Annotated in this window: 25 protein-coding genes; 24 read left to right on the plus strand and 1 reads right to left on the minus strand. The window is 52.9% G+C overall.

What is annotated here, in order from left to right; all coding sequences use genetic code 11:
• The first annotated feature begins 10 nt into the window (after positions 1-10).
• From rplB to rplQ, 24 genes are all read left to right on the plus strand, one after another.
• Positions 11-832 (plus strand): 50S ribosomal protein L2, encoded by an 822-nt coding sequence (rplB, locus tag PG899_RS09795; RefSeq protein WP_005307957.1) that lies wholly within the window; start codon positions 11-13, stop codon positions 830-832.
• A 22-nt stretch (positions 833-854) separates the two neighbouring features.
• Positions 855-1,133 (plus strand): 30S ribosomal protein S19, encoded by a 279-nt coding sequence (gene rpsS / locus PG899_RS09800; protein ID WP_005307960.1) that lies wholly within the window; start codon positions 855-857, stop codon positions 1,131-1,133.
• 10 nt (positions 1,134-1,143) lie between these two features.
• Entirely contained in the window at positions 1,144-1,488 is a 345-nt protein-coding gene (gene rplV / locus PG899_RS09805) for a 50S ribosomal protein L22 (RefSeq protein ID WP_011704314.1), read from the plus strand.
• Between the two features lie 3 nt (positions 1,489-1,491).
• Positions 1,492-2,205 (plus strand): 30S ribosomal protein S3, encoded by a 714-nt coding sequence (rpsC, locus tag PG899_RS09810; RefSeq protein ID WP_005331168.1) that lies wholly within the window; start codon positions 1,492-1,494, stop codon positions 2,203-2,205.
• 13 nt (positions 2,206-2,218) lie between these two features.
• Positions 2,219-2,632: a 50S ribosomal protein L16 gene (rplP, locus tag PG899_RS09815; RefSeq protein ID WP_005307963.1), complete on the plus strand. Its 414-nt coding sequence runs from the start codon at positions 2,219-2,221 to the stop codon at positions 2,630-2,632.
• Entirely contained in the window at positions 2,632-2,823 is a 192-nt protein-coding gene (rpmC, locus tag PG899_RS09820; protein ID WP_005307965.1) for a 50S ribosomal protein L29, read from the plus strand. Before rplP ends, rpmC begins: the two co-directional genes overlap by 1 nt.
• Complete coding sequence (gene rpsQ, locus PG899_RS09825; protein WP_005307966.1) at positions 2,823-3,071, plus strand: 30S ribosomal protein S17; 249 nt, start codon at positions 2,823-2,825, stop codon at positions 3,069-3,071. The genes rpmC and rpsQ overlap by 1 nt, the downstream gene beginning before the upstream one ends.
• 147 nt (positions 3,072-3,218) lie before the next feature.
• A complete protein-coding gene (rplN, locus tag PG899_RS09830; RefSeq protein ID WP_005307975.1) occupies positions 3,219-3,587 on the plus strand; it encodes a 50S ribosomal protein L14 in 369 nt (122 codons plus the stop codon).
• Positions 3,588-3,598: 11 nt separating this feature from the next.
• Entirely contained in the window at positions 3,599-3,916 is a 318-nt protein-coding gene (rplX, locus tag PG899_RS09835) for a 50S ribosomal protein L24 (protein WP_005307977.1), read from the plus strand.
• Between the two features lie 13 nt (positions 3,917-3,929).
• A complete protein-coding gene (rplE, locus tag PG899_RS09840) occupies positions 3,930-4,469 on the plus strand; it encodes a 50S ribosomal protein L5 (protein WP_005331162.1) in 540 nt (179 codons plus the stop codon).
• A gap of 10 nt (positions 4,470-4,479) precedes the next feature.
• A complete protein-coding gene (gene rpsN, locus PG899_RS09845) occupies positions 4,480-4,785 on the plus strand; it encodes a 30S ribosomal protein S14 (RefSeq protein WP_011704315.1) in 306 nt (101 codons plus the stop codon).
• A 21-nt stretch (positions 4,786-4,806) separates the two neighbouring features.
• Positions 4,807-5,199, plus strand: a complete 393-nt coding sequence (gene rpsH / locus PG899_RS09850; RefSeq protein WP_011704316.1) for a 30S ribosomal protein S8 — start codon at positions 4,807-4,809, stop codon at positions 5,197-5,199.
• 13 nt (positions 5,200-5,212) lie between these two features.
• Positions 5,213-5,746 carry a 50S ribosomal protein L6 gene (rplF, locus tag PG899_RS09855; protein ID WP_005307981.1) on the plus strand — a complete coding sequence of 178 codons (534 nt, stop codon included), beginning with the start codon at positions 5,213-5,215 and terminating at the stop codon, positions 5,744-5,746.
• A gap of 9 nt (positions 5,747-5,755) precedes the next feature.
• Positions 5,756-6,109 (plus strand): 50S ribosomal protein L18, encoded by a 354-nt coding sequence (gene rplR, locus PG899_RS09860; protein WP_011704317.1) that lies wholly within the window; start codon positions 5,756-5,758, stop codon positions 6,107-6,109.
• Between the two features lie 14 nt (positions 6,110-6,123).
• Entirely contained in the window at positions 6,124-6,624 is a 501-nt protein-coding gene (gene rpsE / locus PG899_RS09865) for a 30S ribosomal protein S5 (RefSeq protein WP_011704318.1), read from the plus strand.
• A gap of 6 nt (positions 6,625-6,630) precedes the next feature.
• Positions 6,631-6,810: a 50S ribosomal protein L30 gene (rpmD, locus tag PG899_RS09870; protein WP_005307985.1), complete on the plus strand. Its 180-nt coding sequence runs from the start codon at positions 6,631-6,633 to the stop codon at positions 6,808-6,810.
• Positions 6,811-6,812: 2 nt separating this feature from the next.
• On the plus strand, positions 6,813-7,250 hold the full coding sequence (gene rplO, locus PG899_RS09875) for a 50S ribosomal protein L15 (protein ID WP_005307987.1): 438 nt from the start codon (positions 6,813-6,815) through the stop codon (positions 7,248-7,250).
• An 8-nt stretch (positions 7,251-7,258) separates the two neighbouring features.
• Entirely contained in the window at positions 7,259-8,587 is a 1,329-nt protein-coding gene (gene secY / locus PG899_RS09880) for a preprotein translocase subunit SecY (protein WP_010672567.1), read from the plus strand.
• A gap of 27 nt (positions 8,588-8,614) precedes the next feature.
• Complete coding sequence (gene rpmJ / locus PG899_RS09885) at positions 8,615-8,728, plus strand: 50S ribosomal protein L36 (RefSeq protein WP_005319705.1); 114 nt, start codon at positions 8,615-8,617, stop codon at positions 8,726-8,728.
• A gap of 139 nt (positions 8,729-8,867) precedes the next feature.
• Complete coding sequence (gene rpsM / locus PG899_RS09890) at positions 8,868-9,224, plus strand: 30S ribosomal protein S13 (protein WP_005307991.1); 357 nt, start codon at positions 8,868-8,870, stop codon at positions 9,222-9,224.
• 14 nt (positions 9,225-9,238) lie between these two features.
• A complete protein-coding gene (gene rpsK / locus PG899_RS09895) occupies positions 9,239-9,628 on the plus strand; it encodes a 30S ribosomal protein S11 (RefSeq protein ID WP_005319702.1) in 390 nt (129 codons plus the stop codon).
• A 39-nt stretch (positions 9,629-9,667) separates the two neighbouring features.
• Complete coding sequence (gene rpsD, locus PG899_RS09900) at positions 9,668-10,288, plus strand: 30S ribosomal protein S4 (protein WP_011704319.1); 621 nt, start codon at positions 9,668-9,670, stop codon at positions 10,286-10,288.
• A 25-nt stretch (positions 10,289-10,313) separates the two neighbouring features.
• A complete protein-coding gene (locus PG899_RS09905) occupies positions 10,314-11,303 on the plus strand; it encodes a DNA-directed RNA polymerase subunit alpha (protein ID WP_005307997.1) in 990 nt (329 codons plus the stop codon).
• 43 nt (positions 11,304-11,346) lie between these two features.
• A complete protein-coding gene (gene rplQ / locus PG899_RS09910; protein WP_005307999.1) occupies positions 11,347-11,730 on the plus strand; it encodes a 50S ribosomal protein L17 in 384 nt (127 codons plus the stop codon).
• A 396-nt stretch (positions 11,731-12,126) separates the two neighbouring features.
• Here rplQ and PG899_RS09915 read toward each other — a convergent pair.
• Positions 12,127-12,340: hypothetical protein (locus tag PG899_RS09915; protein WP_270697344.1), on the minus strand; the 214-nt coding region annotated here is incomplete at its 5' end.

The raw sequence follows: 12,340 nt of genomic DNA on the forward strand, positions 1-12,340 counted from the left end.
GTTCTGAAAAATGGCAATCGTTAAGTGCAAGCCTACTTCTCCGGGCCGCCGCCACGTCGTCAAGATCGTCAACCAAGACCTGTACAAGGGCAAGCCCTTTGCAGCTCTGCTGGACAAGAAAGACAAGTCCGGTGGTCGTAACAACAACGGCCGCATCACCACCCGTCACATCGGCGGTGGTCACAAGCAACACTACCGTATCGTCGACTTCAAGCGCGACAAAGACGGTATCCCGGCCAAAGTAGAGCGCCTGGAATACGATCCTAACCGTACCGCAAACATCGCCCTGGTGCTGTATGCAGACGGTGAGCGTCGTTACATCCTGGCTCCGAAAGGCCTGAAAGCTGGTGATGCAATCGCTTCTGGTGCTGATGCCGCAATCAAGGTAGGTAACACCCTGCCGATGCGCAACATCCCGGTCGGTTCTACCGTTCACGCTGTTGAGATGAAGCCTGGTAAAGGTGCCCAGCTGGCTCGTTCCGCTGGTACTTTCATCCAGATCCTGGCTCGTGAAGGTAACTATGTAACTCTGCGTCTGCGTTCCGGCGAAGTACGTAAAGTTCTGGCCGAGTGCCGCGCCACCATCGGTGAAGTTGGTAACTCCGAGCACATGCTGCGTCAACTGGGTAAAGCCGGTGCAAACCGCTGGCGTGGTATTCGTCCGACCGTTCGCGGTATGGCGATGAACCCGGTCGACCACCCGCACGGTGGTGGTGAGGGTCGCAACAAGGGCATGCAGCCTGTGTCCCCATGGGGCCAGAAGGCTAAAGGCTTCAAGACCCGTAAGAACAAGCGTACCGACAAGTACATCGTACGTCGTCGTAACAAGTAATTGTTAACATAGAGGAATCACCATGCCACGTTCTCTCAAGAAGGGTCCATTTATTGACCTGCACTTGCTGAAGAAGGTAGAGAAAGCGGTGGAAAGCGGGGATAAAAAGCCGGTTAAGACCTGGTCCCGTCGTTCAATGATCATCCCGAACATGATCGGTTTGACCATCGCTGTCCATAATGGTCGTCAGCACGTTCCGGTTTTCGTTACCGAAGAAATGATCGGTCACAAACTGGGTGAATTCGCACCGACTCGTACTTATCGCGGCCATGCTGCTGATAAGAAGGCTAAGAAGCGCTAAGGGATAAATGATGGAAGCTATCGCTAAACACCGTTATGCCCGTACTTCTGCCCAGAAAGCTCGTCTGGTAGCCGATCAAGTACGTGGTCTGTCCGTAGACAAGGCTCTGAACATCCTGACCTTCAGCCCGAAAAAGGCTGCAGCTCTGGTGAAGAAAGTGCTGGAATCTGCCATTGCAAACGCTGAGCACAACGAAGGCGCCGATATCGACGCGCTGCGTGTTGCTACTATCATGGTCGACGAAGGTCCCTCCATGAAGCGCATCCGTCCGCGTGCCAAAGGTCGTGCGGATCGTATCCTCAAGCGTACCGCTCACATCACCGTAGTGGTATCCGACGCTAAGGCTGGGAGATAAGCAATGGGTCAGAAAGTACATCCTAATGGCATTCGCCTGGGTATTACCAAGCCTTGGAATTCTACCTGGTTCGCGAACACCAAAGACTTCGCTGACAACCTGTACAGCGATTTTCAAGTACGCCAGTTCCTGACCAAGGAACTGAAAAACGCGTCCTTGTCCAAGATCACCATCGAGCGTCCGGCCAAGAGCATCCGTGTGACCATTCACACCGCTCGTCCGGGTGTTGTGATCGGTAAGAAAGGCGAAGACGTTGAGAAACTGCGCAAAGCTGTAGCCGCAATTGCTGGCGTGCCTGCTCAGATCAACATTTCCGAAGTCCGCAAGCCGGAGCTGGATGGCAAACTGGTTGCCGACAGCATCACTTCCCAGCTGGAGCGTCGTGTAATGTTCCGTCGTGCTATGAAGCGCGCCGTACAGAACGCAATGCGCCTGGGTGCCAAGGGCATCAAAGTGGAAGTTTCCGGTCGTCTGGGCGGCGCTGAAATCGCGCGTACCGAATGGTACCGTGAAGGTCGTGTGCCGTTGCACACCCTGCGTGCCGACATCGACTACGCAACTTCTGAAGCCCACACCACTTACGGTGTGATCGGCGTTAAAGTTTGGATCTTCAAGGGCGAAGTTCTGGGCGGTCTGGCTGCTGTTAATGCCGCTGCTGCTCAAGAGCAAGCTCCTGCAAAGCCCAAGCGTGACAACAAGCGCCGCGCTGCTAAGTAAGGAGATTCGGTAAATGTTGCAACCAAAGCGTACTAAATTCCGCAAGACCCACAAGGGTCGTAACCGCGGTCTGGCCAACTCTGGTAACGAAGTATCCTTCGGTACCTTTGGCCTGAAGGCGACATCCCGTGGTCAACTGACTGCTCGTCAAATCGAAGCAGCCCGTCGTGCCATGACCCGTCACGTTAAGCGTCAAGGCAAGATCTGGATCCGTGTGTTCCCGGACAAGCCCATCACCGAAAAGCCCCTCGAAGTTCGTATGGGTAAAGGTAAGGGTAACGTGGAATACTGGGTTTGCCCGATCCAGCCTGGCAAGGTTCTGTACGAGATGGATGGTGTACCTGAGGCTCTGGCGCGTGAAGCGTTTGCCCTGGCCGCAGCTAAGCTGTCCGTTCAGACCACTTTCGTAATTAAGACGGTGATGTGATGAAAGCCCAAGATCTGCGTCAAAAGAGCGTCGAAGAACTGAACCAGGAGCTGCTGGGTCTGCTGCGTGAGCAATTCAACATGCGCATGCAAGCTTCCACCGGCCAGCTGGCTCAGACTCACACTCTGAAACAAGTGCGTCGTGACGTCGCACGTATCAAGACTGTACTGACTGAGAAGGCAGGTGCGTAATGACTGACAAGATCCGTACTCTGCAAGGTCGTGTAATCAGCGACAAGATGGACAAGTCCATCACTGTTGCTATCGAGCGCAAGGTAAAGCACCCGATCTACGGTAAGATCATCAAGCGCACTACCAAGCTGCACGTACATGATGAAAACAACGAATGCAAAGCTGGCGACCTCGTGGAAATCCGCGAATGCCGCCCGCTGTCCAAGACCAAGTCCTGGACCCTGGTTGCCGTTGTAGAAAAGGCCTAATCGGTACTTTGTAGTCCAAACGGCCCCTTAGCGGGGCCGTTTGTTTTTTAGGCTACCTTTTCTAAAAATCCTGTGTTATAGTTTCGCGCCTTTTGAAGGCAGCCAGATCCCGAGAGGGATAAGAAGTAAACAAAGCGGAGCACTAAGATGATCCAGATGCAAAGTATGCTGGGTGTTGCCGACAACTCCGGCGCTCGCAGTGTAATGTGTATTAAGGTTCTGGGTGGTTCGCACCGCCGTTACGCCGGCATCGGCGACATCATCAAGGTTTCCATCAAGGAAGCCATTCCTCGCGGTAAAGTGAAGAAAGGTGATGTGTATAACGCGGTGGTCGTACGCACCCGTAAAGGCGTTCGTCGTCCGGACGGCTCTGTCATCCGTTTCGACAACAATGCGGCTGTGTTGCTTAACAACAACCAACAGCCAATCGGTACTCGTATTTTTGGCCCGGTGACTCGTGAACTGCGTAATGAGAAGTTCATGAAGATTGTGTCCCTGGCACCCGAAGTACTGTAAGGAGTCGAACGATGGCAGCTAAAATCCGTCGCGAAGACGAAGTGATTGTTCTTACCGGCAAAGACAAGGGCAAGCGTGGCAAAGTCACTCAAGTCCTGATTGCAAAAGGTAAGGTAATCGTGGAAGGCATCAACCAGGTGAAGAAACACCAGAAGCCGGTACCCGCACTGGGTCAGGCTGGCGGTATCGTCACCAAAGAAGCCCCCATCGATGTATCTAACGTAGCGCTGTTCAACTCTGCCACTGGCAAGGCTGACCGCGTTGGTTTCCGGATTGAAGACGGCAAAAAAGTCCGTTTCTTCAAATCCACCGGCGAACTTGTGAAGTAATTGGAGTTTAACGATGGCGAAACTGCATGATTACTACAAATCCGATGTAGTAAATGAACTGTCCAAACAGTTCGGTTACAAGACTATCATGCAAGTCCCTCGGATCGAGAAAATCACCCTGAACATGGGTGTTGGTGAAGCGATCTCTGACAAGAAATTGCTGGAAAATGCTGCTGCCGATATGGCTGCCATTTCCGGTCAGAAGCCGCTGATCACCAAAGCTCGCAAATCTGTTGCGGGCTTCAAGATTCGTGAAGGCTACCCGATAGGTTGTAAAGTAACCCTGCGTGGCGAGCGTATGTGGGAGTTCCTGGAACGGCTGATTTGCATCTCCGTACCGCGTATCCGTGACTTCCGTGGCCTGAACGCTAAAGCGTTCGACGGTCGTGGTAACTACTCCATGGGCGTGCGTGAGCAAATCATCTTCCCGGAAATCGACTATGACAAGGTCGATCGCGTCCGTGGTCTGGATATCACCATCACCACTTCCGCGAATACCGATGAAGAAGGCCGTGCTCTGCTGGCTGCCTTTAACTTCCCATTCCGCAAGTAAGGTTAGGGTTATGGCTAAAACTTCCATGAAAGCACGTGAAGCAAAGCGTGCGAAGCTGGTAGCCAAGTTCGCCTCCAAGCGAACCGAGCTGAAAGCTATCATTGTTGATATGAACGCTTCTGAAGAAGCGCGTTGGGATGCTGTCCTGCAACTGCAACAGCTGCCCCGTGATTCCAGTCCGTCCCGCCAGCGTAACCGTTGCAATATTACTGGTCGTCCGCACGGTTTCCTGCGCAAGTTTGGCCTGTCTCGCATCAAGGTGCGTGAGCATGCCATGAAGGGCGAAATTCCGGGCCTGAAGAAGGCTTCTTGGTAACGAATCTCGGGAGTTAGACTTATGAGCATGCAAGATCCGATCGCGGATATGCTGACCCGCATCCGTAACGGTCAGGCGGCGAGCAAAGTTGCGGTTTCCATGCCTTCTTCCAAGCTGAAAGTGGCTATCGCCAAAGTGCTGAAAGAAGAAGGTTACATCACTGGCTACTCCGTAGCTGGTGACGTGAAGCCGGAACTGGAAATTGAACTGAAATATTTCCAGGGCAAGCCAGTTGTAGAACTGATCCAACGCGTGAGCCGTCCCGGCCTGCGTATTTACAAGCGCACTACTGATCTGCCGAAAGTTATGGGCGGTCTCGGTGTTGCTATCGTGTCCACGTCTAAAGGTGTGATGACTGACCGTGCTGCCCGCAAAGCAAGCATGGGCGGTGAGATCATCTGCTACGTCGCTTAATAGGAGGTAGGAAATGTCTCGTGTTGCTAAGGCACCCGTCACTATTCCTGCTGGCGTAGAGGTGACTCTGAACGGCCAGGAACTGTCCATCAAAGGTGGTAAAGGTTCCCTGGTTCGCTCTATTCACGCCGGTGTAGAAGTGACCAAAGAAGACAATGTACTGAAGTTCGCCCCGCGCGACGGCATCGCTGGTGCTGACGCTCAGGCCGGTACTGCCCGTGCATTGGTCAACAACATGGTAATCGGTGTTACCCAAGGCTTCGAGCGCAAGCTGCAGCTGGTTGGTGTAGGTTATAAAGCCTCCATCAAGGGCAATGCTGTTGCGCTGGCTCTGGGCTTCTCTCACCCGGTAGAGCATGCGCTGCCGGCTGGTGTGACCGCTGAGTGCCCGACTGCCACAGAAATCGTTCTGCGTGGTGTCGACAAGCAGCTGGTTGGCCAAGTCGCCGCCGATATCCGTGCTTACCGCGCTCCGGAGCCCTACAAGGGCAAGGGTGTACGCTATGCCAACGAGCAAGTGCGTACTAAAGAAGCTAAGAAGAAGTAAGGTAACACTATGGACAAGAAAGCAGCTCGTCTCCGTCGTGCTACTCGTGCTCGGAAAAAGATGCAGGAACTGGGAGCTACCCGTCTGGTTGTTCACCGTACCCCGCGTCATATCTATGCGCAGGTTATTGCAGCCAACGGTTCCGAAGTTCTGGCCTCTGCTTCCACAGTAGAGAAAGCCATCAGTGAAGCTATTAAATACACCGGTAACGCTGATGCAGCGACCGCGGTAGGTAAAGCAATCGCTGAGCGTGCTATTGCCAAAGGCGTTCAGAACGTATCTTTCGATCGTTCCGGTTTCAAGTATCACGGTCGCATCGCTGCTCTGGCAGCTGCTGCACGTGACGCTGGTCTTCAGTTCTAAGCTAGGAGTCGAAGATGGCTAAAGTCGAATCTCAAGCCGGCGAACTGCAAGAAAAGCTGATTGCAGTAAACCGTGTTTCGAAAACTGTTAAAGGTGGTCGTATCATGTCCTTCACCGCGTTGACCGTGGTGGGTGATGGTAACGGCCGTGTAGGTTACGGTTACGGTAAAGCCCGTGAAGTTCCGGCCGCTATTCAAAAAGCGATGGAACAGGCTAAGCGTAACCTGAACAAGGTTGAGCTGAACAACGGCACTCTGCACCACCCGGTGCGCGGTGTTCACTCCGGTTCCACCGTGTTCATGAAGCCGGCCTCTCAAGGTACTGGTATCATTGCAGGCGGCGCCATGCGTGCTGTTCTGGAAGTTGCTGGTATCCACAACGTGCTGGCCAAGACCTACGGTTCCACCAACCCAATCAACGTTGTTCGCGCAACTGTCGACGCTCTGGTACAGGGTCAATCCCCGGCCCAGATCGCTGCCAAGCGTGGTCTGCGCGTTGAAGAAATTCTGGGGTAATGCGACATGGCTAACACTGTAAAAGTAACTCAAACTCGCAGCTCTATCGGCCGTCTGCCAAAGCACAAGGCGACTCTGCGTGGTCTGGGTCTGCGTCGCATTGGTCACACCGTTGAGCTGGAAGATACTCCCTGCGTACGCGGCATGATCAACCAGGTTTATTACATGGTTAAGGTGGAGGGCTAAGCATGCGTCTGAATACTCTGTCTCCGGCCGCTGGCTCCAAGCGCGTTAAGCACCGTCCGGGCCGTGGTATCGGTTCTGGTCTGGGCAAGACCGGTGGTCGTGGTGTTAAAGGTCAAACCTCTCGTTCCGGTGGCGGCAAAGTCCGCAACGGTTTCGAAGGCGGCCAGATGCCTTTGAAAATCCGTCTGCCGAAGTTCGGTTTCTTCTCCCGCAAATCTTTGGTTTCTGCCGAAGTGCGCCTGAACGAAATCGCCCTGGTAGAAGGTGATGTGGTCGACGTGAGCACTCTGAAGCAAGCCGGTGTTATTACTAAAAACATCGTGTTCGCTAAAGTTGTTCTGTCTGGCAACATTGACCGTGCTGTGACCGTTCGTGGTCTGTCCGTCACCAAAGGTGCACGTGCAGCCATCGAGGCCGCTGGCGGTAAAATCGAGGAATAATCAGTACAATGGCTAAGAAACCAGGATTGGATGTTAAAGCACAGGGTGGTCTGAGTGAACTGAAGAGCCGTCTGCTCTTCGTTCTCGGGGCGATTATCGTTTTCCGTGCAGGCTCTTATGTGCCGATTCCTGGTATTGACGCCGCCGTACTGGCCGAGTTGTTCCAACAACAGAAGGGCACCATCATTGAGATGTTCAACATGTTCAGTGGTGGTGCACTCTCGCGTGCTTCTATTCTTGCGCTGGGGATCATGCCGTACATTTCGGCGTCGATCATCATCCAGCTGCTGACTGTGGTTCACCCCGCTCTTGCTGAACTCAAGAAGGAAGGTGAATCCGGCCGTCGCAAGATTAGCCAATATACCCGTTGGGGCACGCTGGTTTTGGGAACGTTCCAGGCCATTGGTATTGCAACCGGTCTGCCGAATATGATGCAAGGACTCGTGACTCATCCGGGTTTGGGCTTCTATTTCACGGCCGTTGTGAGTCTGGTCACCGGTACCATGTTCTTGATGTGGTTGGGTGAGCAGATTACCGAGCGTGGGATTGGTAATGGTATCTCGTTGATTATCTTCACAGGTATCGTTGCTGGTCTGCCTCATGCCATTGGCGCTACGGCCGAACAGGCACGTCAAGGGGAATTGCACATCCTGCTGTTGTTGTTGCTGGGCTTGATTGTTTTCGCAGTGACTTACTTTGTGGTGTTCGTGGAGCGTGGTCAGCGTCGTATCGTCGTTAACTATGCCAAGCGTCAACAAGGCCGCCAGGTATTTGCCGCGCAAAGCACACACCTGCCGTTGAAAGTGAATATGGCCGGTGTGATTCCTGCGATTTTCGCATCCAGCATCATCCTCTTCCCAGGGACCATTACCTCTTGGTTTGGTCAGGGCGAGGGCAAGATCGCTGACATCCTGCAACAGGTCTCTATGGTCCTGCAGCCGGGTCAGCCCTTGTATGAGATGCTCTATGCAGCAGCCATTATCTTCTTCTGCTTCTTCTATACCGCGCTGGTGTTCAACCCCCGCGAGACAGCAGACAACCTGAAGAAGAGTGGAGCCTTTATCCCGGGGATCCGCCCGGGCGAGCAGACAGCACGTTATATCGATAAGGTTATGACTCGCCTGACATTGGCAGGTGCACTCTATATAACCTTTATCTGTCTGGTACCCCAGTTCTTGATGACTGCCTGGAACGTACAGTTCTACTTCGGTGGCACTTCGCTGCTGATTATCGTGGTAGTTATCATGGACTTCATGGCTCAGGTTCAGACCCATATGATGTCTCATCAATATGGTGATGTCCTGAGGAAGGCCAACCTGAAGGGCTACGGCCGCTAAAGGTCGGCGTAGTTACGGAGTTAAGCAATGAAAGTTCGTGCTTCCGTTAAGGCAATCTGCCGTAACTGCAAAATCATCAAGCGTCACGGTGTGGTGCGTGTGATTTGCAGCGAGCCAAAGCATAAACAGCGCCAAGGCTAATTTTTTACGGTTAGTACTTGCAACAAATAGTTGTGCTGGCTAATATAGCCAGCCAACTTTTGTTGTGTATTGGTTGACCGCCACGTATCCGCTCACGGGCTTTGTGGTGGTCGTAATCTACTATATGTAGGAGTGAATAGTGGCCCGTATCGCTGGCATTAACATTCCTGACCATAAGCATGCAGTCATCGCTTTGACTGCTATTTATGGCGTCGGTCGTACCCGCTCCAAGGCCATCTGTGCCGCAGCCGGTATCGCTGAGAATGTGAAAATTAAAGACCTGGACGAAGCTCAGATCGAGAGTCTGCGTGAACAAGTAGGTAAATTCACCGTTGAAGGTGACCTGCGTCGTCAGATTTCCATGAACATCAAGCGATTGATGGATCTGGGTTGCTACCGTGGTTTGCGTCACCGTCGTAGCCTGCCTGTTCGTGGTCAACGTACCAAGACCAACGCTCGTACCCGTAAGGGTCCGCGCAAGGCTATCAAGAAGTAACGGGAAGGTAGAAAATGGCTAAAACTCCGACTCGTGCTCGCAAGCGCGTTAAAAAGCAAGTGAGCGACGGTATTGCGCACGTTCATGCATCTTTCAACAACACAATCGTGACCATTACTGACCGTCAGGGCAATGCTCTGTCATGGGCTACCTCCGGTGGTTCAGGTTTCCGTGGTTCCCGTAAGTCCACTCCGTTTGCTGCCCAGGTAGCTGCTGAGCGTGCTGGTGAGATCGCCAAAGAATACGGCGTGAAGAACCTGGAAGTCATGGTCAAAGGTCCGGGTCCCGGTCGTGAGTCTTCCATCCGCGCTCTGAACGCGGCTGGTTTCCGCATCACTAACATTACTGATGTGACTCCGATCCCGCACAACGGTTGTCGTCCTCCCAAGAAGCGCCGCGTGTAACGCTGTAGCTACTTGGTCTAGGATTGTTGGAGAAAGAAGATGGCAAGATATATCGGTCCTAAGCTTAAGCTTAGCCGTCGTGAGGGCACCGACCTCTTCCTGAAGTCTGGTGTTCGTGCGATTGATTCTAAGTGCAAGATTGACACCGTTCCTGGTCAACACGGTGCGCGTAAAGCGCGTCTGTCTGACTACGGTGTTCAGCTGCGCGAGAAACAAAAAGTTCGTCGTATCTACGGCGTATTGGAAAAACAGTTCCGCAACTACTACCGCGACGCTGCCCGTCAAAAGGGTAACACCGGTGAAAACCTGTTGCAGCTGCTGGAAGGTCGTTTGGACAACGTTGTTTACCGTATGGGCTTCGGTGCTACCCGTGCTGAATCTCGTCAGCTGGTGAGCCACAAGGCCATCATGGTCAACGGTCGCGTTGTGAACATTCCTTCTTTCCAGGTTTCCCCTGAGGACGTGATCTGCGTTCGTGAGAAGGCTAAGAAGCAAGCGCGTATCAAAGCATCCCTCGAGGTTGCTGGTCAGCGCGAGAAGCCGACTTGGGTAGAGGTTGATGCCGCTAAAATGGAAGGTGCTTTCAAGCGTCTGCCAGAGCGTTCCGACCTGTCTGCCGACATTAACGAACAGCTGATCGTCGAGCTTTACTCCAAGTAAAGCTAGCTTCTAAAGAGAGGACACAATGCTGGGTTCTGTAACAGATTTTCTTAAACCGCGGCTAGTTGACATCGAGCAAGTTAGCCCGACTCATGCGAAAGTGACTCTCGAGCCACTTGAGCGTGGCTTTGGTCACACGCTGGGTAATGCCCTGCGTCGTATTTTGCTGTCTTCTATGCCCGGTTGTGCAGTTACTGAAGTCGAAATTGACGGGGTACTGCATGAGTACAGCAGCAAAGAAGGTGTACAGGAAGACATTCTTGAAATCCTGCTCAACCTGAAAGGTATCGCTGTGAAGCTGGAAGGCAAGGACGAGGTAACTCTGTCCCTGACCAAGTCTGGAACAGGCCCCGTTACCGCTGGTGATATCACTCACGGTGATGAAGTCGAGATCGTAAACCCGGAGCACGTAATCTGCCACCTGACTGGCGCCAATGCTGAAATCAGCATGCGCCTGAAAGTTCAGCGCGGTCGTGGTTATGTGCCTGCTTCTGCTCGTGTTCACAACGATGATGAAGAGCGTCCTATTGGTCGCCTGCTGCTGGACTCCGCGTTCAGCCCCATCGTTCGTATTGCCTACAACGTTGAGGCAGCACGTGTGGAGCAGCGTACCGACTTGGACAAGCTGGTCATCGACATGGAGACCAATGGTACTCTGGATCCTGAAGAAGCCATCCGTCGTTCTGCCACTATTCTGGCTGAGCAACTGGAAGCCTTCGTGGATCTGCGCGATGTCAGCGTGCCCGAGAAGAAAGAAGAGAAACCCGAGTTTGATCCGATTCTGCTGCGTCCTGTCGATGATTTGGAGCTGACAGTTCGTTCTGCGAACTGTCTGAAGGCAGAAGCTATCCACTATATTGGTGATCTGGTACAGCGTACCGAAGTTGAGTTGCTTAAGACTCCTAACCTCGGTAAGAAGTCCCTGACTGAGATCAAGGACGTGTTGGCCTCCCGTGGTCTGTCTCTTGGCATGCGCCTCGAGAATTGGCCGCCCGCCAGCATCGCTGACGAGTAATCCAGATTACGGGTTTCACAGATTTAGTTAGAAGGATAAGGTCATGCGCCATCGTTTGAGTGGTCGTCAACTGAACCGGAACAGCAGCCATCGTCAGGCTATGTTCCGCAACATGGCCAGCTCCCTGGTTCGTCATGAGATCATCAAGACGACTCTGCCTAAGGCAAAAGAGCTGCGTCGTGTAGTTGAACCGCTGATCACCCTTGCCAAGACTGATAGCGTTGCTAATCGTCGCCTGGCATTTGCCCGTACTCGCGATAACGCGATCGTGGCTAAGCTGTTCAATGAACTGGGCCCGCGCTACCTGGAGCGCGCCGGCGGTTATACTCGCATTCTGAAATGCGGTTTCCGTGCAGGCGACAACGCCCCTATGGCTTACATTGAGCTGGTAGACCGCCCGGCCGCTGCTGAAGCAGCTGCTGAGTGATAAAGAAAAAGCCGGGCTTGTCCCGGCTTTTCTTTTAATGGATTCTGATACTGCCTCAACTGCCTCAACTGCCTCAACTGCCTCAACTGCCTCAACTGCCTCAACTGCCTCAACTGCCTCAACTGCCTCAACTGCCTCAACTGCCTCAACTGCCTCAACTGCCTCAACTGCCTCAACTGCCTCAACTGCCTCAACTGCCTCAACTGCCTACTCTTGATCGTGTAGTTTCTTATATAGGTAGGTATCCCTTATTATCGAATGATGATCTTCCATTCACCTGGTACAGACAAAGCCAGCCGGTGGTATGAGCTGCTCGCAGAGGGGGGCTAATTTAGCTCTGGATTTGGTGGTTTCTGTGGATAAGTTTGTATAAAAGCTGTGTTTGGATATGAATAACTAAAGAAGTGCAGTTTTTTGCAATTTTATTGCCGATGAGGGGTTGCCAGAAAGAATCCGTTCCCTATAATGCGCCTCCATCGACACGGCAAGCGGCAACGCAAACAGCCGGGTCGGTAGCCTCGAAAAGCCTTTGAAAATAAGGCTTGACTCGAGAAGGCGGTTGAGTAGAATGCCACTCCCGCAGCAGCCAAAAGCTGCGTCGCTCTTTAAC

The sequence above is a fragment of the Aeromonas sp. QDB39 genome (genome assembly GCF_027707585.1).
In the GTDB taxonomy this organism is placed as follows: domain Bacteria; phylum Pseudomonadota; class Gammaproteobacteria; order Enterobacterales; family Aeromonadaceae; genus Aeromonas; species Aeromonas hydrophila.